Genomic DNA, 22411 nt, shown 5'->3' on the forward strand with positions numbered 1-22411 from the left:
CACCTCTTTTAAAAAGAGGTGCTCCAGCTGAAAAGAAGATTTATTTCATGCTTCCTTGAAGATATGAGCGAATATCCACACCGAGTGAATCCGCTAAACGCTGTCCATAATCTTCATCTGCACGATAGAAGTTGCAGATCGCAAGTAATTTCGTTTTTTCATTTACGTCTTTCAAGTCAGCTGTCAAGTTTTTGATCAATGCTTGTTTCTCTTCTTCAGAGTAGCTTCGATATTTTTCTCCAGCTTGTTTGAAATCATTTGGTTTTTCGATTTTTTGTCTCACCATACGGTCACCGTGAAGAACTGGTTCACTTTCTTTGTAGTGAGGGTTTTCTTTTGGCTGATCGTCATAACGGTTTGGTTCATAGTTAATATGACCACTTGGACGAGTTGTTGTCATAAAGCCATCCTGTTGGTTATTGTGTACAGGCGCATAAGGACAGTTCACTGGGATGCGCATGTAGTTTGCACCTAGGCGGTGACGCTGCGTGTCAGGATAAGAGAACAGACGACCTTGAAGCAGTTTGTCTTCAGATGCTTCAATTCCTGGAACTAGGGCACTTGGCGTGAAAGCAGATTGCTCTGTTTCAGCAAAGAAATTTTCTGGATTGCGGTTCAGTGTCATGCGGCCCACTTTTTGCAGCGGATAATCTTCCTCGCTCCACGTTTTCGTCGGATCACATGGATCATAATCTAGTTCATCATAATCACTGAGCGGCATAAGCTGAACGTAAAGATCCCATGCTGGATAATTTCCTTTTTCAATACGATCATACAAGTCTCTTGTCGCATGCTGGAAGTCGTTTGCTTGAATTTCTGCAGCTTCTTCCATCGATAAATTGCGAATACCTTCTGATGGTCTCCAGTGGTATTTCACATATTTTGTTTCTCCGTATTTGTTTACCCATCTAAACGTATGAACACCAGAACCGCGCATTTCAGCGTAGTTCGCAGGAATACCTTCGTCAGAGAAGAGCCATGTGAGCATGTGAGTGGATTCAGGTGTTAATGTCATAAAATCCCAATAACGGTCAGGATCTTGAATGTTTGTTACAGGATCTGGCTTGAGAGAGTGAACCATATCAGGGAATTTGAGTGCATCACGAATAAAGAAGATCGGCAAGTTGTTCCCAACTAGATCATAGTTGCCTTCTTCTGTATAAAATTTGACAGCGAAGCCGCGAGGGTCACGTAATGTTTCAGGCGAACCTTTAGGATGAATAACCGTTGAGAAACGGACAAAAACGTCTGTTTGTTTTCCTTTTTCACTTAAGAAGGCTGCTCTTGTATGTTTCTCCATGCTATTTTCTACTTCAAATACACCATAAGCGCCGGCGCCTCTTGCATGAACGACACGCTCTGGAATACGTTCACGGTCAAAGTGTGCAAGTTTTTCAATCAAATGGTAATCATCAAGAAATGAAGGCCCCCTGTGACCAGCAGTTCTTGAGTTTTGATTATCGCCAACTGGCACGCCTTGATTCGTTGTCAAATTTTTATGATTAGAATTTGTCATTCTTTTTCTCCTCCTGTAAACAAAAAATGGTTTCTAGCAATCTATATACCCTAATTATATTGAATCAAACATGATAGTCAATATTTATTTATAATAATTTTAAATAAATTATTATTACAAGGAGGTAAAGAAAAAGACGAAAGAAATAAATTCTTTCGCCTTAGAGCAGAAGCTCTCTTAGAGCATCTTTGTTTTGTGTTAAATCATTTAATGTGTATTGGTCAAGAACGCGTAAATAAGCAGTGAGTGCTTCATGAAGTACGTGCTTTAATGAACAAATCGGGGAGATAATACAGCTATTTTTCTTCGGATCAAAGCATTCAACCATGACTAAATCATCCTCTGTATAGCGGACAACCTCACCAATATTAATGCTTTCTGGGCTTTTCCCCAGCCTAATCCCACCATTTCTTCCGCGGATCGTTTCTACATAACCACGTTTTCCTAGATGGTAAATTACCTTTGTCAGGTGATTTTTCGAAATGCCATAAATATCGGCAATCTGCTGAATATTTGACAGTTCATTGTTTTCTCTCGAAGCTAAATAAATGAGTACCCTTAATGAGAAATCTGTATAATTCGTAAGTTTCATTTGGACGACCTCTAAACCTAATAGAGTTTTGTATCATCGTAACACATTTTAGACAAAAACTGTTCGAGAAAGTGCTAAATGTGACAACATTTAAAACATGTATTATAAATATTGCTTTTATACGTTGTCTTCCATTACGATAAAGATGTATTTAAAATACATCTTTTGAAAGAAGGAATAACGATGTTATCCACAGATCAAATGAATGCCATTAAACAATCAGCCCCTCTTCTAAAAGCTGAGGGAACAAAACTTGTGACAGTTTTTTATCAAAATATGATTAGACAGCATCCAGAGCTACTCAATCAGTTTAATAAAACAAATCTCATGAATGGAAGCCAGCCAGAGGCGCTTGCTGCAACACTCTATCAAGCTGCACTGCACATTGACCGCTTGGCAGACTTGCTTCCTGCTGTGAAACAAATTGCCCATAAGCATGTCAGTGTCATGGTGAAAAAAGAGCAGTACCCAATCGTCGGATATCACCTTCTTGAAGCAATGAAAGAGGTATTTGGGTTATCAGAGGAAGATGACACATTGTTGGCTTGGAAGGCTGCATATGACATCATTGCGAATATATTCATCACCATTGAGGCAGAAATGATGGCTGAAAATGTGAAACAAACTGGTGGATGGGCAGATGTCAAACCGTTTATTGTGAAGAAAAAGAAACAAGAATCTCCATCACTCATTTCCTTTTATTTAGTACCAGAGGATGAATCTGAGCTACCAATGTATGAAGCTGGTCAATACATTACGGTGCAGGTAGATATGCCGGGTGAAGCCTATGTATGCAGCAGACAATACAGTTTATCAGATCAATATCACCCATCTTACTATCGCATTACCGTGAAACGAGATGGGCATGTCTCCACATTCCTGCATGATGAAATGGAAGAAGGCGATGTTCTTCACGTCAGTATGCCGCAGGGAATGTTCTGCTTGAAAGATGACACAAAAGAACCCGTTTATTTGATTAGTGCTGGTTCTGGTGTCACACCAATGATTGGTTTAGTGAAAACAGCGTCGCATAACAATCAGCCATTCACGATGATTCATGCAGACAGACTAGAGGATGTAACCGCTTTTGAACAAGAGTATGAACACGTTCTCACTTCATCTCCAGAGGGGCGTATTATCCTTTGTAACGAACAATTTGAAAAGAGTGTAAAGAGTGAGCTGGTTGAGAAGGTGGCTACGCGGATTGACCGACCTTTCCTTCAATCAGTCATTGGTGAAGGAAAAGGCCAATTTTATGTTTGCGGTTCCCCAGTATTTACTCAAGAGATGATCCTTATTCTAAAAGCGTTGGACATTCCGGAAGAGAATATCCATTTTGAAGCGTTCGGCGGGCAGTCCATGAAAGAGATGGAAGTCGTCTAAACAACTGGCTGAACATCATGTTTTTTTAGGTACGCTCATATAGTAGGGATAAGTCCGATGAGGAGGGATGGTTTCCTTGAGCGTATCTGAAAAGCGTCTTTTACAACGAGCCATTGATGAAATTACAGAAATTGCAGAAGGATTTGGTCTGGATTTTTATCCGATGAGGTATGAAATCTGTCCCGCGGAGATTATTTATACATTTGGTGCATATGGCATGCCAACACGATTTAGCCACTGGAGCTTTGGAAAGCAATTTCACAAAATGAAGCTTCATTATGATTTAGGATTAAGCAAAATTTATGAGCTGGTGATTAATTCAAATCCTTGCTATGCCTTTCTCCTTGATAACAATTCGCTTGTTCAAAATAAACTAATTGTGGCTCATGTCCTGGCACACTGCGATTTCTTTAAAAACAACTGCCGTTTCCAAAACACAAAACGAGATATGGTGGAAAGTATGTCAGCGGCAGCAGAGCGAATTAAAGAATATGAACATATCCACGGTACAAAAGAAGTCGAGTCCTTTTTAGATGCTGTATTGGCATTGCAGGAGCATATTGATCCGTCGCTTGTTCGTTCAAAATTAAGCTGGAATCTCGACGATGAAGATGAATATGAAGAGGACAAACCAAAACGTCAAACGCCATATGATGATTTGTGGGGAATGGATGAACCGAAAACACGTGAGAAAAAGAAAACGATCAAGCAATTCCCCCCAAAGCCAGAAAAAGATATTTTGCTCTTTATCGAGGCACACTCCCGGGAGCTAGAGCCTTGGCAGCGGGATGTGCTGACGATGCTGAGAGAGGAAATGCTCTATTTTTGGCCACAACTAGAAACGAAAATCATGAATGAAGGCTGGGCATCGTATTGGCACCAGCGGATTATGCGTGAACTTGATTTAGATTCAAGTGAATCGATTGAATTTGCCAAATTAAATGCAGGTGTCGTGCAGCCATCTAAGACAGGAATCAATCCTTACTATTTAGGGCTGAAGATTTTTGAAGATATTGAAGAGCGCTACGATCATCCATGCGAGGAATTAAAAAAAGCAGGAGTGACGGAAGGGTCGGGTCGCAGCAAAATGTTTGAAGTGCGGGAAATTGAATCAGACATTTCTTTTATTCGAAATTACTTAACGAAAGACCTTGTGATGAGGGAAGATTTGTACTTGTTTCAAAAGCAGGGGAGAGACTATAAAGTCATTGATAAAGAATGGAAGGCAGTCCGTGATCAGCTAGTCAGTATGAGGGTCAATGGCGGCTTTCCGTATTTGACAGTCATCGATGGCGACTATTTAAAAAACAACGAACTCTATATTAAACATTGGTATGAAGGCATTGAGCTTGATCTCAAATACTTAGAAAAGGTGCTTCCATATTTGTATCAGCTATGGGGAAGAAGTGTGCACATCGAGTCAGTTCTTGAAGGAAAAGAAGTGATGTTTTCATACGATGGAAAAGGGGTTCATAGGAAGTATCTCACTTAATGATCAAAAAAGATGTCTACGACTAGACATCTTTTTTTGTGATTAGCACTTTATTGGTTTTTCAGCAGTTTGAAAATGTGTTTCGCTTGATCTGTATTTTCCATAAGCCCTTTTAGCTGTTCGCTTGTTGGTCCATAAGCATAAAATGGTACTTCATCCCCTGTATGACCCGATGTGGTCCAGCCTGTATGAGACCTCGTATTGATGACCTTTTCGATGGCATCATCAATTTGAACAGGATCTTTTGTTTCAGCTGCCTTTTGAATAGAGGCGATTTCCTCTTTTGTGAAATCAAGGTCGATGTATTGTTTGAGCGCAGTCTCGACCGTCATACCCCCAACAATTTTGTTTGCAATGAAATCAGGTGTCTTTTTTGCTGCTTTGACAGGCTGATAATCCCAGCTGCCCGAGCCGTCTGCCCCGAAGGAAAGGCCGCCAGTTGAATGATCTGCTGTCGTGATGACTAACGTGTTTTTATCCTTTTTTGCGAAACGAATGGCTTCTTCAAATGCTTTTTCAAAATCTTTCATCTCACTCATTGCACTGACAATATCGTGGTCATGTCCAGCCCAGTCAATTTGACTGCCTTCAACCATGAGGAAAAATCCTTTTTTGTTTTTAGACAGCTGTTTGATGGCTGAGGATGTCATGTCTTGCAATGAAGGGGTCGTTTTATCACGATCAATTGCTTTATCGAGACCACCGTCAGCAAAAATGCCTAACAATTTTTGCTGTTTGTTTTTTTGTAAGTCCGCTTTATTGGTTACGTAACGATAACCTGCTTTTTGAAATTCTTTCGTCAAATCACGATCTTTGCGGACAAAATCGATCAGTCCTCCGCCAAGCATGACATCGACTGTATGCTGTTTGCCAATTTTCTCATCGAAGAAATCATCAGCAATGGCTGCTGTGTTTTTTCTAGAAACATCGTGGGCGGCATACGCAGCAGGTGTCGCATTGGTTAATTCAGATGTGACGACGAGACCAGTAGACTTTCCTTTGCGTTTTGCTTCTTCTAATACTGTTTTTAGTTTTTTGCCATTTTTGTTTACACCAATGGCGTTGTTGTATGTCTTTTGACCAGTTGCCATGGCTGTCCCAGCTGCTGCTGAATCAGTAATGTTACTTTTAGAATCATCAGGGTATGTTTTATGCATGCCAGTGAGGTAAGGGTCAAACGCTGTTTGCTTGGAAAGATCACCGTTGTGTTTAAATGAGCGGTAAGTTGAAAGGTAAGGTGTTCCCATGCCATCTCCAATGAGCACGATCACATTTTGTACGTCATTTTTTGGTTTCTTTTTAGCCTCAGCTTTGTCAGCCTGTCCAAATTCAATTCCTGAAAAAATACCAATCGATAACACTGATGCGGCTGCGATTGCAGCTATTTTCGTTTTCGAGCTTTTCAACACACTCATTCATTTTGCCTCCTCATTGTTTATGTATCGCTCTCACGTTTACAATGGTAGAACAGAAGTGTGGATTCCAAATGACAGCACCGTAAAGTTCACTTTAAAATTGTAAAGGTCCACTTTACATAGAATGAACCAAAAAGAGAAATGAATGTATGATTTATCTATGACAAGATGCATTTGTTTTGTCATGATTGTGTAATAAAAATGAAATAAAAAGAACCCTAAAAAAAAATATTTTTTGCCGAATTAATAAGCATAATGTCGTAGGAAGTCAAGACTATTTCTTCTGGTATTCGATCCTTATAATAGAAAGTAGATAAAAATTCGGATCACGATAGATACATACAGGAGGAACAAATGAAAAAACAATTGATCACAGCTGCAAGTGCAGTTCTACTTGGGACGACATTATTTGCCGGAGCTGCCTCAGCACAATCAGTAAAGGTTCAAAAAGGTGACTCTCTTTCTGTTCTAGCGAAAAAATACAAAACAACCGTGAGTAAGATTAAATCAGACAATAAACTGAAATCTAACACGATTTATGTTGGACAAACCTTAAAAGTGAATGGTACTTCTTCAAAAAAGGTAACGAAAACATCAAAAACAACAACAAAAGTAAAAGCGTCTTCAACGACAGCCACTCATAAAGTTGTCAAAGGTGATACTTTATCTAAAATCGGCAAAAAATATGGAATGACAGTGAAAGAGCTGAAATCGTTAAATAAACTCAAAACAGATCTGATTAAAATTGGACAAAAGCTGAAAGTGAAAAAGACATCCAAAGTGAAACCAACACCTGTCAAAGAAAAAACAGTTGCTACTTCTTCTTTAAATACGTCTAAACTCGTAGCAGATGCGAAAGCACAAAACGGTACACCATATAAATGGGGTGGAACGACACCGAAAGGCTTTGATTGCAGCGGTTTTATGTGGTATATCATTAACAAACAAACAAAGATTTCAAGACAAACGACTGAAGGTTTTTGGGGATCAATGAAAAGCGTCTCAACACCTAAAGTTGGAGATTTTGTCTTCTTTACAACCTATAAATCTGGCCCATCTCACATGGGTGTCTACCTTGGGAACAACAAGTTTATCCACGCTGCTTCTGATGGTGTGACGATCAGCGATATGACTTCAAGCTATTGGAAGCCAATTTACCTTGGCGCAAAGACATTTGTAAATTAATAATGGATCTTAAGAGACTGCTTACTAGGCAGTCTCTTTTTTTGTATATCGTTTGCGCAGCTAAAACAGTCCTTTATCATAGCTCTCTATGAGTCTAAAGGCTTTTAAATAAGCAAAAGTGAAGACAAGTTATCAAAAGAATAATTTTATTTTCACTTTATAAAAATTATATCAAAAAAGTATAATTTTGTATGTTGTATAATAAATAGAAGAGGCCAAGCTATGATTTGAATAAAGATTGAAGAAAATCTACCATGAATATTGACAAGTATTTTGTTGATAAATAAGAATTTTCACTCTATTTTGAAAAAAAGTGTTTTCATTTTTTAATTTTCATATATAATAATTTTACGCCACCAATTTATTGCGCTAAATTAAATCTAAATATTCAGAAAATAAAGTGAATTACGAAGTGGTGGCGTCTTTAGACGGATACTAAGTTTTGGGAGTGATGGTATGAGCAATTCGTTGTTTAGGAAGAAGAGCATTTCAGAGCTTATTGCGGCAACACAAGGGGAAAAAGCGTTAAGAAAGGAATTAGGTTCATTTGACTTAACGATGCTTGGTATTGGAGCGATTATCGGTACAGGGATATTTGTTCTGACAGGTACAGGCGCCGTTACAGCAGGACCAGGACTTATTTTATCATTTGTGATTGCAGGTCTTGCATGTTTATTTGCGGCATTGTCATATGCGGAATTCGCTTCCACAGTGCCAGTATCAGGATCTGTTTATACATTTACGTACGCATCTATGGGAGAATTTTTAGCGTTTATCATTGGCTGGGATTTGATATTAGAATATATGCTAGCCGCTAGTGCCGTTTCAGCAGGCTGGTCAGGCTACTTTGTGTCGTTTTTAAATGGGATAGGGATTCATATACCGGTTGAATTAACAGCAGCACCAGGTGGTTTAAAGGGTCAAGTGACATATTTTAATCTTCCTGCATTTATTATTTTAATGATCATCACCTTCTTGCTGTACTTCGGTATTAAAGAATCAAAACGAGTCAACAACATCATGGTCATTATGAAAATTGCGGTGATTCTGCTCTTTATTTTAGTCGCTGTGAAATATGTAAAACCTGAAAACTGGACACCATTCGTTCCTTTTGGAACTTCAGGCGTGTTAAGTGCAGCAGCTCTCGTATTCTTTGCATTTATCGGATTTGATGCAGTTGCTTCTGCGGCAGAGGAAACAAAAAATCCATCCCGCAACTTGCCAAGAGGAATCATCACTTCCTTATTGATTTGTACCATGTTGTATGTGGTAGTCAGTGCCATCATGACAGGCATTGTTCCATTTATGAACTTTGAGGGAGTATCCCATCCAGTGTCTCTTGTTTTACAAGTAGCCGGTCAAAATTGGGTGGCGGGTATTGTAGATGTTGGGGCGATTTTAGGGATGACCACGGTCATGCTTGTCATGCTGTACGGCCAAACACGTGTCATGTTTGCCATGTCTCGTGATGGCTTGGTACCAAAGGTTCTTTCAAAGGTTCATCCAAAACATAAAACACCTTATATCAATACTCTTTTCTTTGGGACATTGTCAGCATTAATGGGTGGATTCATTCCGCTTGATGAGTTGGCAAGTCTAGTGAACATCGGAACACTTTCAGCTTTCATTTTGATTTCAGTTGCTGTCATTGTCATGAGAAAAACACAGCCTGATTTACCGAGAGCATTCAGATGCCCCGCAGTGCCGCTCATTCCAATCTTGGCTATTCTATCTTGCGGACTGCTCATTTATAAGCTTGGCACCATCACATTTGTTCGTTTCTTAATCTGGCTTGCCATTGGACTTGTTGTCTATTTCTTATATTCAAGAAAGCACTCCGAATTAAACAAAAAATAAGAGTGTACAGAAAAAGCCAGTCAAGTATGACTGGCTTTTTAGTATTAAAAACCTAATTGAAGATCGACATCAATGGATACGATCGCATAGACACAAACGATGACAAAAATATTCAGAACGACGCCTAGGAAACCTGGTCCAGTGCGGCCTTTTTTAATGAACAGTTCAATCACACCGAATGGAACTGCGGCCATTGCAAAAGGAAGCATTTGAAACGAATAAAATGTCACATTGCTAATAATGGCGAGGTTCAGCATGAGCAGCGATAAAATAGCGGTGCCGACTGAAATCCAGCCAAACACATTATGCTCTTTAAAGATTCTTACCAATTCCATAATTCCACCTCGCTCACTTTGGCCGTTTTAATGCGTTTTGTCTTCACAAATTTCTCTATTTCTTTAGAAGGACCTGTGACAACAGAACCGTAAACCGTGACACCATTTTGATTGATGTAGCGTATTCGGTTAGAGAGGTCAAGTTCAGGTCTGCCAGAGATCGTTTTTGCCCAGGATGGATGTTGGTTGACATAGGCGAGGGCATCTTTGAACTGATCAACCTCTGTTTTTGATGTGTGCTGAAGCTCTTTTAAAAATTCAGAGTCTTTCCCAGGAAAACCGATTGGACGCTGATTTCCACTTAATGAATCTTCTGTTTTTATCGCATTCCAAAGCACTTTCATATCATATTTTTTAGCAAATGAATACACGTCTTTCGGTGTGTATGCTTTGTCATAGGATACATACACTTCACTCACTGTTCCTTCAGGTAGCTTGTCTAGAGTAGTGAGTGTTTGTTTTTTTGATGTATCTGCCTGAGACGAAGGGTGCGTAAAGAAATCCTCCGTATTACGTGCGCTGTCTCCATAATATGAGATCGTAGGCTGCTTTAATTTATCGAAAAACATTTCGATTTGTTCACTGCCGATGGCTTCTGTTTTATTGCCAATTTGTTTTTGTAGCTTAAGTTCTGTGTTCATACCAAACAGTTTGACTTGCCCTTTTAAATCCTTCATATCAATGGCGACATTCGGTTTTGTTAGGGCGACTGTTACAGCGGCCGTTTCCATAAAATGATTGCCTTTACTGTCTGCTCCGCCAACGCCGTAGTATAGATAACTACCTAGTGTACAAAGCGGTAAAATAATCAGTGTAGATATGACAGCAAGCACAGAAATACGTAAATAGGACTTTCTTTTTCCGTATTGTAAAATGGCTTTTTGTTTTTCAGGACTGATGGAGAAGTCTGTCCAATCTGAGTCATTCAGTTCTTGGCTTAAGCGTTTTTCATTTTCTTCGAGCTCTTCTTCAAACGCCATCATTTCTTCTTCATTCATCTCGCCATTATTATATTGTTCCCATCGCTTATTAAACTCTTCATTCATCATTAACACCTCTGTTATATAGTGCTTTTAGGCGCTGCCTTGCACGAAATAAAACACTTTTAAAATTTGCTTCAGTAATATTCATGACCTTGGATGCTTCTTTGTAATTCAGTTCTTTTAAATAATACAATGTCAACGCTTCCTTGTAGTTATCTGGAAGCTGCTCCAAATACATGTTGAGAACTTCTTTTATTTCAATCTGTTCAGCAGGACTTTGTACAGACGTTTGTAAAAGGCCGCCAATGAGATCATCCGATATGGTCACTTCTTTTTTATGTTTCCTGACATAATCAATAAAAGCATTTCGTGCCACCTGAAATAACCAAGGTTTCACTTTGCTATGGTCGTAGGAATGAATATGTATATAAGCACGCATAAAGGTTTCCTGCAATAAGTCCTCTGCCAAATGTTTGTCTTTTGTCATGGAGAGCAGAAACCTGTAAACATCGTTCATATACATTTGATAAATTTCATCGATCGTCACTGATTTTTCTCCCCTCTATGTTATACACGCATAAGAAAGGCATAAAGTTGCACGAAACTTCTCATAGGCCGTACATTACTCATCTCTTTCACCCGAATCAAAATCATTTCTCCTTATCATAGCGAAATTTGCATCATTTATAAAGTGTTTTCAATAGAACAAATCAGGAAAAAGACTCAAAAAACGACAATTTTGGACACATTTCTTCCTCTATTCTCTCCTAAAAACACATGCTTGAATACAGAAGGAGCGGTCATCTTAAGTGAAAAGATGATTTTAGTGAACCGTCTCTATTTTATCAGCAGGAGAAAATTTTTAGTACCAGGTAATAAAAAATTTGTTATAATAGAAACAAATCCTTCATTCTTCAAACAAAGGAAGTGCACTATGTATAAATTTTCAGGCTATACCGTCAAAGCTTTTTTTGCTCTCCGAGGCGGAATCAAAGTATATCAAAAAGAGAATCTGCCAACAGACCGGGGGTTTGTCATTGCTTGTACGCATGAGGGTTTTGTGGATGTTCTTGCATTAGGCGCAGGAATTCTTCCGTTTGAGATCCACTACATGGCGAAAAAAGAATTGTTTGCAAATAAATGGATCGGCGGATTTTTAAAGAAGATTCATGCTTTTCCAGTTGATCGAGAGAATCCTGGGCCAAGCAGTATTAAAACGCCCATTAAATTATTAAAAGAGGGGAAAATCGTTGGGATTTTTCCAAGCGGAACACGTACAACAGAAGATGTTCCTTTAAAAAGAGGGGCCGTTACGATTGCGCAGCTCGGCAAATCACCAATCGTTCCAGCAGCGTACAAAGGACCTTCTAATGCAAAAAGCCTTTTTAAGAAGGGGAAAATGCGCTTAATCATTGGTGAACCGATTGAGCTGTCTGAATTTGATCATCTGCCGCCAAAAGAAAGATTAGGTGCGATGACAGAAGTATTAAACACAAGAATCAAAGAACTTGAAGCTAAGTTAATCGAAAAGGGATAAAGAAAACGACCACTTGCTAAGGCAAGGGTCGTTTTTTTTCTTAAGAAGCGCCTTCTTCAGCTGCTTCTAATAGTTGTTCGTTTAGTTTTTTGACTTCGATGTATGCCACATGGTGTCCATCGACTTCATTAATGATAAATTCATAGCCTTGTTCACGAATCGCGTCATTTTTCTCGACTTCATATTTTTGTGTAAGGAACCAGCCGCCGATTGTGTCGACTTCTTCGTTATCAAGCTGAATACCTAGTAGCAGGTTAACTTGATCTACAAGGACCTTTCCATCAAAGATATAGTGGTCTTCTCCCAGTTTACGCACTTCGTTGATTTCATCAATATCGAATTCATCACGAATTTCACCGACGATTTCTTCAAGGATGTCTTCAACTGTTACAAGTCCTGCTGTACCGCCATATTCATCTGATAAAATGGCCATGTGTACACGCTCACGCTGCATTTTAAGCAGTAGATCATGAACAGGAACTGTTTCAATTACATGAATAATCGGGTTTACAAAATGTTCGATCGTATCACTTGTGGAACATTCACCACTAATACATGCAGTGAGTACTTCTTTAATATTCACAACACCGATGATGTTGTCTTTATCGCCATCTTCAATTGGATAACGTGTATATTTCTCGACCTTGGTCACTTTCAGCATTTCCTCAATGGTAATATCATGAGGGAAGCTGACAACTTCGGTACGAGGAATCATAATTTCTTTCGCCAGACGGTCATCAAATTCAAAAATTTTATTCACATATTTGAATTCAGACTGGTTAATCTCGCCGCTCTTATAGCTCTCTGATAAAATAATCCGCAATTCTTCTTCAGAGTGCGCCATGTCATGCTCAGAAACTTGCTGAAGACCGAACGCTTTTGTTAATAAACGAGCAGATCCATTTAATACCCAGATAAACGGGAACATCACTTTGTAAAAAACCATAAGCGGTCTAGCAAATAGAAGGGACACTTGCTCAGCCTTTTGAATGGCGAGTGTTTTTGGTGCAAGCTCTCCAACCACGACGTGTAAAAACGTCATAATACTAAACGCAATAATAAAAGTGACAATAGAACTAGCTGATTGAGGAATCGACAGCCCTACAAATAGTGGAGCAAGCATGTGCGCAATTGTTTCTTCCCCTAACCAACCAATCCCAAGGGCGGTAATGGTAATACCGAGCTGACAGGCCGACAGATACTCATCAAGGTGAGTCGTGACATGCTTGACAGCAACTGCTGTTTTATTACCTTCTGCGATTAACTGATCAATTCTTGAGCTTCTTAAGCGAATGATCGCAAACTCTGATGCAACGAAAAATGCGGTTAAAGCTATAAGCAAAGCAACTATAAGTAAATTAACTATGTCCAATTAAGGCCTTCGTTCTGACTTTGAGAACGAAGGTAACACCTCCTGTTTAGTAAAAATTTTAACTTAACAGCAGTAAAAATGATTGGACAGCCGTCATTTTTTCAGGAGTAAGCTGCTCTTTTAGTTTTTCACGTTGTTCTGGCTGAAGCTGCTTACAACGTGCCAAAATGCGGTCCATATGCTCATTCATCCGATCGATATCAGAGGTTAAATGGACAAGTTCGTCATGTTCTTCCTTTTGAGAAGGGAATTGTTCATCTAATCTGGATTTGATGTCAGAAAGAGCCAATCTCTGCTGTTTGCAAAGAACGATTAATTGTAATCGTTTTAAAGCATGTTCATCGTAATAACGATAATTAGAGCAAGATCTAACAGGCGCAAGCAACCCTAGATTCGTATAATAATCTACAGTTCGTTTCGTCACCTGTGCAATCTGTGCTAGTTCACCAATACGATACTTTTTCTCAGCCCCATCTGAACATCTCCTCCTAACCGTCACGTTATAGTTTATGAAAATAGTTTAATATAATTCGAGTCTGAAATACAAGATAATTGTTCAGATTTCCTGCCAATATGAAGAAACAAAGGGCATTTCCATCAATTTAGGTTGTCATCTCTAAAATACTGTAGCGATACAGGAATTTTCAGATTATTTATGGTAAGATAAAATGAATACCGTTTCATATATATGTAGAGAGACGGATTTTACGTGAACCGGAGGTGGTTAAGTGGGGCCCTCAAAGTAGTCTTATTTAATCAGTTAACCGTTTTGCAAAAGACAACATCATCAATCAGGAGGTGACTCCTTGTTCTTCTAAGAAAGAGCAAGGTTAAATGGACGATATTGTTAATCTGAGTATAGTCGGAGTTTTGATTGCTTTAACAGCTTTCTTTGTTGCATCTGAATTTGCCATTGTAAAGGTGAGAAGTTCAAGAATTAATCAGCTTGTTGCCGAAGGGTCCAAAAAGGCTATCATGGCGAAAAAGGTGACATCAAGGCTAGATGAATATTTGTCAGCCTGCCAGCTCGGTATTACAGTGACATCCCTTGGTTTAGGGTGGATCGGTAAACCGGCAGTAAAAGAACTTTTAGTTCGAGGTTTTGGTTTGACAAACATTCCTGATTCAGCAATCAGCCTGATCTCAGCAACACTTGCGTTCTCTATTATTACCTTTTTGCATGTAGTTGTTGGCGAGCTTGCACCAAAAACACTTGCCATACAAAAGGCAGAAAAAATGACACTTTGGCTGTCAGGACCGCTGCATGCATTTTATATCCTTATGTACCCTTTCATTTATGTGTTGAACGGGTCAGCCCGTGTACTAACGAAAATGATGGGTATCGATATGGGGTCTGAAAAAGAACATTCCCATTCCGAAGAGGAATTAAAGATTTTATTATCTGAAAGCTTAAAAAATGGGGAAATCAACTCATCAGAGTATAATTATATGAACAAGATATTCGATTTTGATAATCGAATCGCAAGAGAAATTATGATACCGCGAAGAGAAATTTGTGCGATTCCAGAAGATATGCCGTTAGACGAAATACTGGCGATCATGACAAAGGAAAAGTACACACGCTTCCCCGTGTTTTCAGGGGATAAAGACCATGTCATTGGCATGCTCAACAAAAAGCAGCTCTTTGCAGATATTGTGTATCAAGGAGAAAAAGATCAACTGAAGCTTCAAGATTATATTTATCCAGTGATTGAAGTGATTGACACGATTCCAATTCAAGAGCTTCTCGTCAAGATGCAGCGCGATCGAATGCATATGGCGATTTTAACGGATGAATATGGCGGGACATCTGGACTTGTCACAACGGAGGATATTTTAGAAGAGATTGTTGGAGACATTCGAGATGAATTCGATGAAGATGAGCAGCCGGTCATTCAAAAGAGAGCGGAGCATCATTATATATTAGATGGAAAAGTGAGATTAGAGGAAGTTCAAGATTTGATCGAAATGTCATATCATGATGAAGAAATTGATACGATAGGCGGGCTAATCTTAAATGAGAACATTGATATCCGAGAAGGACAATCCATTTATCTTGATGATATTCGGATGAAGGTCTTGGAGATGGATGGACGCTATGTGAAAAAGATCGACCTGAAAAAAGGCGTCACATCATCAGAAAAAGAAAATACACGCACAGGGCTTGATATAAAAGAGCCACTGTTAGTAAATGAAATGACCTTGAGCGAAAAATAAGCTCAAGGTTTTTTTAGGTATTTAGCCTCTTTTTTGAGAATATATGTTCGTATATAATAAGAACAAACGTTCGTAAAAGGGGGATGGAAATGCTCTGGTATGAAACAGCAAGTATCACGGAGAAAAAAACCTCAATGAAACGTATTGAGTTTCATTTAAAAAATTTCAAGAACTATCAAGCAGCCATTTTAAATATTGAAAGACAGCTTGAAAAGCGAAGTTCTCTCCAACATCATCATATGGCACGTCAAAAATTAGAAGAGCAGAAAAGTCAGTATGAACTGATTGTTGCTTGTATTGAAACGGCTTTAAAAGAATTGGATGAAATAGAGCAGCAGCTCATTGATTATAAGTATTTTCGAGATTGGCGCATGGCAAAATGTGCAATCGAAATCGGCTATAGTGAGAAGACACTATTTTTAATGAAGCGCCAGCTGATGGATCAACTGCTCATCAGCCTAGCTGCCATCACAGATATTTAAAACAGAAGTTGTCCTATTTGATAAAACGCCGCAAAAAGGCATAAAGAGCCGATAATTGTCACAAGTAAATAGGCAGCAAGCTTTCCTATTTGACGCTGCATCAGCATCGTCGCAGATTCTACACTAAACGTAGAGAATGTGGTAAAGCCGCCAAAAAAACCGGTTCCTATGATCACTAGCAGTGGATGATTGGACGTTACAGCGCCTGTGAGAAAACCCAAACCGGCTGCACCTAATAAATTAATGAAAATAATACTGTACGGGAAAAGGGCATGGGATGGAGTTTTCTGGATTGTTTGGCTGATGAAGAAACGACATGCACTACCGATCCCTCCAGCTACAGCTGTACAAAAAACAATCATTTATCTGCTTCCTTTCTGCTGCTTATTTTGATGAAAGAGCCGTTCAGCAAGGATCAGGCCAGCTAAAGCAGCGGCTACTCCAGCAATGACTGAGAGCAGGATGTACATCATACTTAAATTGAACTGCCCTGCCTGTAACAGAAGAACTGTCTCTTTAGAAAAGGTGGACATGGTCGTAAACCCGCCGCAAAACCCTGTTCCAATCAAAGCTGCAAGATATTTTTTTCCTTTCTGAAATAGAAAGTATCCTGTCGCAAAACCAAGAAGCAGGCTGCCGGAAATGTTTTCAATCATCGTTGCATAAGGGAAGGTCTGGCTGATGACAGTTTGGCTTAGTTCATATCTGCAAAGTGTACCAATCAATCCACCGATAAAAACGGCGAAATAAGTTTTCATCTGCATCATTTCTCCTTTTGAAAAAATAGCGGGTTATCCGTTACCACACCATCAATTGGATATTTTTTGATTCGATCCGCTGTTTTTTGATCTTTTACAGTCCATATAAACACATCCATCCCGAATGTGTGGATGCGGTCTATCCACCATCTATTGATCATCGTTTTCTTCATATTAAGACAATTTGCAAACGAGCTGTATGTCGTTAACTTTCGTTTCGTTAGTTTAAATGCATCAGGCTTTATAATCAAAGCTGTGCGAAGAGAAGGGGCGAATGCTTTAATTCTTTGTAGTGCATGAACATCAAAAGATTGAATGATGATATGACGAGAATAGGCAAACCGATTGATGATGCGGGCAACGGCCTTTTCGATTCCTATCTGCCGTTTTGGGTGTTTGATCTCGATCAATATCCCAATCCGCTGACTGTATCTTTCAAGAATTTCTTGTAATGTTGGAATTCGTTCATTCGTATACTGTTGGTCAAACCAGCTTCCTGCGTCCAGTTTTTTCAACTGATCAAGTGTATAGCTTTTGACTAAGCCGTTTCCGTTCGTCGTTCGCTCAACGGTATCATCATGGATGACGACGACGTGCTGATCCATTGTCATTTGTACGTCTAATTCAATATAATCTGCTCCTTGCTCGACAGCTACATCAAACGCAGCGATTGTATTTTCTGGGGCGGCGCTTGATGACCCTCTATGTGCGATAATATACACTTGCTCCAGCTCCCTGACATAAGTTCTGGTCTTATCATATCAAATGCTTTGGTGGTTTTCCTTCTTTACTATATGGAGAAGAAGAGCGCCGTATTATCATGGAACCTCATGTACCGAAAAAGCTTGATGTATCATTTTGAAAAATTTACAGGAATAGAGCAAGCTTTGATTGAGTAAACCTGAATTACATCAATTTTTCTTCGATCAATTTTGTCCAAATCGTCAGCGTTCGTCAAAATATTAGTGCTTTCGTCATGTTGACTGAAAATTCTGATGTTTTATAATGATGAAAAGGAGGCGAGATGATTGGGTAAAGGGAGAATTAGAGTGGAAGAACGTATTAAGGCTGAAACGGATGCTGAAATGTTTAAAGCGACTCTCCTTGATCAGGCTCAGAAGAAAAAGTAGTTTGCTGCCCGTCGATATGTCTCAAGCCAAAATTTCATAATTGAACATCATGCCTCGGGATAGGTCCCGAGGCTTTTTATATAGAGGTCAGACATTTAAGAGAGGACATAAACGAAGGTTATATTATAAACTAGAGAGGATTGTTTTAAAGGAGAGAGACAGAGATGTTTACACAAAAATGGATGGATACATATTTTACAGTCGATATTGCGATCCAAATAGGCATTAGCCTTTGTATTTTATTGCTTTTTTTATTACTTCGAAAAGTATTTACGAAATACTTGTTTCACCTGCTCTTTAAGCTGACAAACCGGTCTAAAACCGAAGTCATTAATCAAATTGTCGTGGCGTTTGAAAAACCTGCGAGACTGTTTTTTGTGGCACTAGGTTTATATTTTGCGTTAAGACAAGCCCCATACTTTGAGCACCATATGGATGTCATTGTCAAATTGTATAGATCCTCTATTATTTTGATGCTGACGTGGGGACTTTGTAATCTAACCGCAGCTTCTTCCTTCTTATTTCAAAAAGTGAATTCAAAATTTGAATTAGAGATGGATGATATTTTAGCGCCATTTTTATCAAAGGTTCTTCGGTTTATGATTATTGCACTGAGTATTAGCGTCATTGCACAAGAATTTAATTATGATGTGAACGGACTTGTGGCAGGGCTTGGTCTAGGTGGTCTTGCTTTTGCGCTCGCTGCGCAGGATACAGTGGCAAACTTTTTTGGAGGAATTGTGATTATTACAGAGAAGCCTTTTACAATGGGTGATTTTGTAGAGACTCCAAGTGTACTTGGGACTGTAGAGGACATTACCTTCCGAAGCACAAAATTTAGAACACCTGCTGAAGCAGTGGTGACCGTGCCAAATTCGACCCTTTCAAAGGAGCCGATCACAAATTGGACGAGAATGAATAAACGTCAAATTACGTTCTCCGTTCGCGTATCTTACAATACACCGAAAGAAAACATTGATAAGTGCATCAAACGTCTGAAGCAAATGCTTTATGAGCATGATGGGGTTCATAAGGAAACGATTATGGTGAATTTCGATGTGCTGGCAGACAGCTATTTAAACTTATTCTTTAACTTTTATACAAACACAACGGCTTGGTCTGAAAACCTGGATATTAAGCAGGATATTAACTATCGCATTATTGATATTTTCCATGAAGAAGGGGTAGAATTTGCTTTCCCTGGACAGACCATTTATATGAAACAAAAAGGTGAGAAACAGCTCGGTGAATAAAGGAGGAATGGTGGTTGGATCAAACAAAAGTGGCAGCGCTAAGAGAGAGATTATCAAAGGCCTCACATATTACAGTCCTTTCAGGTGCTGGGATGAGCACAGAATCGGGAATTCCCGATTTTAGATCAACGGGTGGACTATGGACAGAAGATACTTCTCGCATGGAGGCAATGAGCCGGTCCTACTTTTTATCACATCCTCATCAATTTTGGCCGAAATTCAAAGAATTGTTTCAAATGAAGATGAGTGGAGAGTACGAGCCAAACGCTGGACATGCTTTTTTAGCCAATTTAGAAAAGCAAGGAAAACGCGTGGATATTTTCACGCAAAATATCGATGGTCTGCATAAAAAAGCGGGAAGCCAGCATGTGTATGAACTGCATGGTTCCATTCAAACAGCTACATGTCCATCATGCGGGTCAACATACGAACTGCCTTATTTATTACAAGAAGAGGTACCGGTTTGTGAGCGGATCTCATCAGACGGCCGTACATGTGGACGAGTACTTAAAACAGATGTTGTCCTTTTTGGGGACATGGTGAAGCACTTTGATCAAGTGGAGAAATCGCTCCAGCAAACGGACATGCTACTCGTCATGGGAACTTCCTTAGAAGTGGCACCAGCCCGATATATTCCAGAAGATGCTGCTCATCATCCTTCCATCTTTAAGGTCATGATGAATTTAAGTGAAACGGAATTCGATCCGCTGTTTGATCTTGTCTTTCACGAACGAATTGGCGAGCTTGTGAATGCTTTATAAATCATAAAAAACCCGCATCCAATAGGTGCGGGTTTGCTTTATTGTTGTAGTGGCTTCATTGTTTCATCAAGGACTTCAAATGTGTAGCCCTTCGCCTTTAATTGTGTGATCAGACTGTTTAAGTATTTTGCGGTAGCTGGCTGATCATGCATTAAGATGATTTTTGGCTCTTTCGGGTACTTGGTTTCAAGCACTTGCAGCTGATTTAATACTTCTGGTACATATTTTGAGCTTTTATATTTCCAGTCAAGACTGTCAATGGTCCAGTCCCAGTATACAAAGCCTTTTTGTTTTAAACGTGTTTTTTGCTGGTCTGTTAAGTTTGGTGAACTGCCATAAGGTGTTCTCACAAGATGTGTATATTCACCAGTAACAGAAGCCAATATGCGCTGATCTTCTTTCATCTCATTTACAGGAGAATCACTTTTTTGATAAAAGCGTTTCACATCATGTGTGATGCCATGAAGCCCTAATTGATGACCTTCTTGATGAAGTCTTTTCACAGCTGCTGGGTGTTCTTTGATTTGCGGCCCGAGCATAAAAAATGTGGCCTTCACTTGCTGTGACTTTAGCACATCTAACAGCTGATTTGATGTAGCAGAAGGGCCATCATCAAAGGTCAAAAAGATCGTTTGATCCGTTACATGTTTGTTTGGATTGATCTTAAAATGTGCATCTAATGTTTTTGGCGAATCATCTTTTGCTTTCAGACTTGTACTTGTGTCTCGAAATGGACTGCTCGCAGACACTTCATTCAGTTGATCTGCTGCCTGCATATTGGTTTTAGACATATCCCAAATGAAAAAAAGGATCAATGTCAGGATGACTAGACCAATCGCCTTTGAGAGCAGCATCGTGTTTGAAGGTGTCTGTTTTTTCGTAACCCGTTGCATTACAATCGCTCCAATAAATCAGTAGTTTGTGTCGAATCATGTAGTGGATTCTGTCTTTTTTCGCTGTTTTTTGTCGTGCTCATATGGAGTAAGTATACAGGAAAAAAGAGCCTATGAATATAGAAGATGCTAAAAAATTGGAATCTTTTTGGTTATGAATCTATATTTGTTACAATAGAAGGTTATCCAGTCAAATGGATATGAAATAATTCTGAATAATCATTGAAACGTTTACATTTATCCGCTAAGATAGCATCAGATTCAACCATTAAGCAAAGCGAAGGGGAGATTCCATATGAAAGTATTGTACAATGGGGATTTTATTGAAAAAAAAGATGCACATGTTGATATTGAAGACAGAGGCTATCAATTTGGCGACGGAGTCTATGAGGTCATCCGCGTATATAATGGGACTTTGTTTACATTAAAAGAGCATACTGAGCGTCTATTCAAGAGTGCAAAGGAAATCGGCATTCATCTACAAGGTACAGTATCCGATATGGAAGAGAATTTGAAGAAGCTAGTCGCAGATAATCAAGTGATTGATGGCGGCGTGTATATTCAAGTCACGCGAGGCGTCGCACCTCGTAAACATCAATATGGTGTACTTACCCCTCAGATTACGGCCTATACATTTCAAGTGAAAAAGCCTATTCAAGAGCAGACAGCTGGTGTGAAAGCTCTATTGGCTGAAGATCTTCGCTGGTTAAGGTGTGATATTAAAAGCTTAAACCTTTTATATAACGTCATGGAAAAGCAGAAAGCGTCTGAAGCTGGTGCGTTTGAAGCGATTTTAATAAGAGACGGCTTTGTGACAGAGGGGACGTCCTCGAATGTATATGCCGTCATTGACGGTGTCATTCGTACACACCCAGCAAATAACCTGATTTTAAACGGCATTACACGTAGAAAGCTGCTAGAGGTTTGTCAGGAAGAAGGATATCGTGTGGAAGAAACCCGCATGAGTAAAGACGAACTTTTGCATGCACAGGAAATTTTCATCAGTTCAACGACAGCTGAAGTGATTCCAATTGTAGAGATAGATGGTCAGCCAGTTGGGAAAGGTGTTCCAGGAGAGATCACGAAGCGTGTACAGGAAGGGTTTCAGAAAAAAATTAAGCATGAAAGCGAAGCATCTATTTCTTCGTAAGAAGAAAAAGGCTGTAAACCAATGTTTACAGCCTTTCAGCGTGTAGACAAACCCTCGCATTCTTTGTCAGTCCTGCGTGCTGGTGCTCACGAATGACAAA

At 39.4% G+C, this 22411-nt stretch carries 23 protein-coding genes; 11 read left to right on the forward strand and 12 right to left on the reverse strand.

Annotated features, from left to right (window positions below; genetic code table 11):
* Positions 1–40: 40 nt before the first annotated feature.
* Positions 41–1516 (reverse strand): catalase, encoded by a 1476-nt coding sequence (locus NSQ70_RS04790; protein ID WP_045034838.1) that lies wholly within the window; start codon positions 1514–1516, stop codon positions 41–43.
* A gap of 160 nt (positions 1517–1676) precedes the next feature.
* Positions 1677–2108 (reverse strand): Rrf2 family transcriptional regulator, encoded by a 432-nt coding sequence (locus NSQ70_RS04795; protein WP_041507532.1) that lies wholly within the window; start codon positions 2106–2108, stop codon positions 1677–1679.
* A 183-nt stretch (positions 2109–2291) separates the two neighbouring features.
* On the opposite strand from NSQ70_RS04795, the gene NSQ70_RS04800 reads away from it, so the two are divergent.
* Both NSQ70_RS04800 and NSQ70_RS04805 read left to right on the forward strand, forming a co-directional pair.
* Positions 2292–3491 (forward strand): globin domain-containing protein, encoded by a 1200-nt coding sequence (locus tag NSQ70_RS04800; protein WP_327861847.1) that lies wholly within the window; start codon positions 2292–2294, stop codon positions 3489–3491.
* A gap of 76 nt (positions 3492–3567) precedes the next feature.
* Entirely contained in the window at positions 3568–4983 is a 1416-nt protein-coding gene (locus NSQ70_RS04805; protein WP_024719961.1) for a SpoVR family protein, read from the forward strand.
* A 50-nt stretch (positions 4984–5033) separates the two neighbouring features.
* Here NSQ70_RS04805 and NSQ70_RS04810 read toward each other — a convergent pair whose 3' ends face one another.
* Positions 5034–6398: an alkaline phosphatase gene (locus tag NSQ70_RS04810; protein ID WP_041507529.1), complete on the reverse strand. Its 1365-nt coding sequence runs from the start codon at positions 6396–6398 to the stop codon at positions 5034–5036.
* 354 nt (positions 6399–6752) lie between these two features.
* Between NSQ70_RS04810 and NSQ70_RS04815 the strand changes: the two genes are divergently transcribed.
* Together NSQ70_RS04815 and NSQ70_RS04820 are read left to right on the forward strand one after the other, a co-directional pair.
* A complete protein-coding gene (locus tag NSQ70_RS04815; protein ID WP_007497097.1) occupies positions 6753–7583 on the forward strand; it encodes a C40 family peptidase in 831 nt (276 codons plus the stop codon).
* Positions 7584–8039: 456 nt separating this feature from the next.
* Positions 8040–9440 (forward strand): amino acid permease, encoded by a 1401-nt coding sequence (locus NSQ70_RS04820; protein WP_041507527.1) that lies wholly within the window; start codon positions 8040–8042, stop codon positions 9438–9440.
* 44 nt (positions 9441–9484) lie between these two features.
* On the opposite strand, the gene NSQ70_RS04825 is transcribed toward NSQ70_RS04820, so the two are convergent.
* From NSQ70_RS04825 to NSQ70_RS04835, 3 genes are read right to left on the reverse strand one after another with little or no spacing between them, the layout of a single operon-like run.
* Entirely contained in the window at positions 9485–9775 is a 291-nt protein-coding gene (locus NSQ70_RS04825) for a hypothetical protein (RefSeq protein WP_008348984.1), read from the reverse strand.
* The gene (locus tag NSQ70_RS04830) at positions 9763–10821 is read right to left on the reverse strand and encodes an anti-sigma factor (RefSeq protein ID WP_024719964.1); all 1059 of its coding nucleotides are present in this window, start codon (positions 10819–10821) and stop codon (positions 9763–9765) included. The genes NSQ70_RS04825 and NSQ70_RS04830 overlap by 13 nt, the downstream gene beginning before the upstream one ends.
* Positions 10814–11305: a sigma-70 family RNA polymerase sigma factor gene (locus NSQ70_RS04835; RefSeq protein ID WP_008348979.1), complete on the reverse strand. Its 492-nt coding sequence runs from the start codon at positions 11303–11305 to the stop codon at positions 10814–10816. The genes NSQ70_RS04830 and NSQ70_RS04835 overlap by 8 nt, the downstream gene beginning before the upstream one ends.
* 387 nt (positions 11306–11692) lie before the next feature.
* Between NSQ70_RS04835 and NSQ70_RS04840 the strand changes: the two genes are divergently transcribed.
* On the forward strand, positions 11693–12295 hold the full coding sequence (locus tag NSQ70_RS04840) for a 1-acyl-sn-glycerol-3-phosphate acyltransferase (protein WP_017360344.1): 603 nt from the start codon (positions 11693–11695) through the stop codon (positions 12293–12295).
* 40 nt (positions 12296–12335) lie between these two features.
* Here NSQ70_RS04840 and NSQ70_RS04845 read toward each other — a convergent pair whose 3' ends face one another.
* The gene (locus tag NSQ70_RS04845) at positions 12336–13667 is read right to left on the reverse strand and encodes a hemolysin family protein (RefSeq protein WP_342502491.1); all 1332 of its coding nucleotides are present in this window, start codon (positions 13665–13667) and stop codon (positions 12336–12338) included.
* A 58-nt stretch (positions 13668–13725) separates the two neighbouring features.
* Positions 13726–14166 (reverse strand): MerR family transcriptional regulator, encoded by a 441-nt coding sequence (locus NSQ70_RS04850; RefSeq protein WP_076821966.1) that lies wholly within the window; start codon positions 14164–14166, stop codon positions 13726–13728.
* A gap of 335 nt (positions 14167–14501) precedes the next feature.
* Here NSQ70_RS04850 and NSQ70_RS04855 point away from each other — a divergent pair, with 335 nt between their 5' ends.
* Positions 14502–15884 (forward strand): hemolysin family protein, encoded by a 1383-nt coding sequence (locus tag NSQ70_RS04855; RefSeq protein ID WP_017360343.1) that lies wholly within the window; start codon positions 14502–14504, stop codon positions 15882–15884.
* Positions 15885–15973: 89 nt separating this feature from the next.
* Entirely contained in the window at positions 15974–16366 is a 393-nt protein-coding gene (locus NSQ70_RS04860) for a hypothetical protein (protein WP_017360342.1), read from the forward strand.
* Here the strand turns inward: NSQ70_RS04860 and NSQ70_RS04865 are convergent.
* The 3 genes from NSQ70_RS04865 to NSQ70_RS04875 are packed head-to-tail and all read right to left on the reverse strand — an operon-like array spanning position 16363 to position 17846.
* Positions 16363–16728 (reverse strand): CrcB family protein, encoded by a 366-nt coding sequence (locus NSQ70_RS04865; RefSeq protein ID WP_007497111.1) that lies wholly within the window; start codon positions 16726–16728, stop codon positions 16363–16365. The genes NSQ70_RS04860 and NSQ70_RS04865 overlap by 4 nt on opposite strands.
* A complete protein-coding gene (crcB, locus tag NSQ70_RS04870; protein WP_034647784.1) occupies positions 16729–17130 on the reverse strand; it encodes a fluoride efflux transporter CrcB in 402 nt (133 codons plus the stop codon).
* Positions 17130–17846 carry a glycerophosphodiester phosphodiesterase family protein gene (locus NSQ70_RS04875; protein ID WP_045034845.1) on the reverse strand — a complete coding sequence of 239 codons (717 nt, stop codon included), beginning with the start codon at positions 17844–17846 and terminating at the stop codon, positions 17130–17132. Before NSQ70_RS04875 ends, crcB begins: the two co-directional genes overlap by 1 nt.
* Positions 17847–18152: 306 nt before the next feature.
* On the opposite strand from NSQ70_RS04875, the gene NSQ70_RS04880 reads away from it, so the two are divergent.
* The 3 genes from NSQ70_RS04880 (at position 18153) to NSQ70_RS04890 (ending at position 20268) form a co-directional block, all read left to right on the forward strand.
* Entirely contained in the window at positions 18153–18254 is a 102-nt protein-coding gene (locus NSQ70_RS04880; protein WP_017360338.1) for a YhdX family protein, read from the forward strand.
* A gap of 164 nt (positions 18255–18418) precedes the next feature.
* Complete coding sequence (locus NSQ70_RS04885; RefSeq protein ID WP_024719970.1) at positions 18419–19507, forward strand: mechanosensitive ion channel family protein; 1089 nt, start codon at positions 18419–18421, stop codon at positions 19505–19507.
* A gap of 14 nt (positions 19508–19521) precedes the next feature.
* Positions 19522–20268 (forward strand): NAD-dependent protein deacylase, encoded by a 747-nt coding sequence (locus tag NSQ70_RS04890; RefSeq protein WP_017360336.1) that lies wholly within the window; start codon positions 19522–19524, stop codon positions 20266–20268.
* 38 nt (positions 20269–20306) lie between these two features.
* Here NSQ70_RS04890 and NSQ70_RS04895 read toward each other — a convergent pair whose 3' ends face one another.
* A complete protein-coding gene (locus NSQ70_RS04895) occupies positions 20307–21161 on the reverse strand; it encodes a polysaccharide deacetylase family protein (protein WP_138278339.1) in 855 nt (284 codons plus the stop codon).
* A 295-nt stretch (positions 21162–21456) separates the two neighbouring features.
* On the opposite strand from NSQ70_RS04895, the gene dat reads away from it, so the two are divergent.
* Positions 21457–22311 (forward strand): D-amino-acid transaminase, encoded by an 855-nt coding sequence (gene dat / locus NSQ70_RS04900; RefSeq protein WP_163116642.1) that lies wholly within the window; start codon positions 21457–21459, stop codon positions 22309–22311.
* Positions 22312–22411 lie beyond the last annotated feature (100 nt).

The sequence above is a fragment of the Bacillus sp. FSL R5-0397 genome, from assembly GCF_038593395.1.
In the GTDB taxonomy this organism is placed as follows: domain Bacteria; phylum Bacillota; class Bacilli; order Bacillales; family Bacillaceae; genus Bacillus; species Bacillus altitudinis.

What these genes read in the sequence shown, in the direction of transcription:
- NSQ70_RS04790 (WP_045034838.1), bottom strand. Translation starts at nt 1,516, where the DNA reads ATGACAAATTCTAATCATAAAAATTTGACAACGAATCAAGGCGTGCCA.
- NSQ70_RS04795 (WP_041507532.1), bottom strand. Translation starts at nt 2,108, where the DNA reads ATGAAACTTACGAATTATACAGATTTCTCATTAAGGGTACTCATTTAT.
- NSQ70_RS04800 (WP_327861847.1), top strand. Translation starts at nt 2,292, where the DNA reads ATGTTATCCACAGATCAAATGAATGCCATTAAACAATCAGCCCCTCTT.
- NSQ70_RS04810 (WP_041507529.1), bottom strand. Translation starts at nt 6,398, where the DNA reads ATGAGTGTGTTGAAAAGCTCGAAAACGAAAATAGCTGCAATCGCAGCC.
- NSQ70_RS04815 (WP_007497097.1), top strand. Translation starts at nt 6,753, where the DNA reads ATGAAAAAACAATTGATCACAGCTGCAAGTGCAGTTCTACTTGGGACG.
- NSQ70_RS04820 (WP_041507527.1), top strand. Translation starts at nt 8,040, where the DNA reads ATGAGCAATTCGTTGTTTAGGAAGAAGAGCATTTCAGAGCTTATTGCG.
- NSQ70_RS04825 (WP_008348984.1), bottom strand. Translation starts at nt 9,775, where the DNA reads ATGGAATTGGTAAGAATCTTTAAAGAGCATAATGTGTTTGGCTGGATT.
- NSQ70_RS04830 (WP_024719964.1), bottom strand. Translation starts at nt 10,821, where the DNA reads ATGAATGAAGAGTTTAATAAGCGATGGGAACAATATAATAATGGCGAG.
- NSQ70_RS04840 (WP_017360344.1), top strand. Translation starts at nt 11,693, where the DNA reads ATGTATAAATTTTCAGGCTATACCGTCAAAGCTTTTTTTGCTCTCCGA.
- NSQ70_RS04855 (WP_017360343.1), top strand. Translation starts at nt 14,502, where the DNA reads ATGGACGATATTGTTAATCTGAGTATAGTCGGAGTTTTGATTGCTTTA.
- NSQ70_RS04860 (WP_017360342.1), top strand. Translation starts at nt 15,974, where the DNA reads ATGCTCTGGTATGAAACAGCAAGTATCACGGAGAAAAAAACCTCAATG.
- NSQ70_RS04865 (WP_007497111.1), bottom strand. Translation starts at nt 16,728, where the DNA reads ATGATTGTTTTTTGTACAGCTGTAGCTGGAGGGATCGGTAGTGCATGT.
- crcB (WP_034647784.1), bottom strand. Translation starts at nt 17,130, where the DNA reads ATGCAGATGAAAACTTATTTCGCCGTTTTTATCGGTGGATTGATTGGT.
- NSQ70_RS04885 (WP_024719970.1), top strand. Translation starts at nt 18,419, where the DNA reads ATGTTTACACAAAAATGGATGGATACATATTTTACAGTCGATATTGCG.
- NSQ70_RS04895 (WP_138278339.1), bottom strand. Translation starts at nt 21,161, where the DNA reads ATGCAACGGGTTACGAAAAAACAGACACCTTCAAACACGATGCTGCTC.
- dat (WP_163116642.1), top strand. Translation starts at nt 21,457, where the DNA reads ATGAAAGTATTGTACAATGGGGATTTTATTGAAAAAAAAGATGCACAT.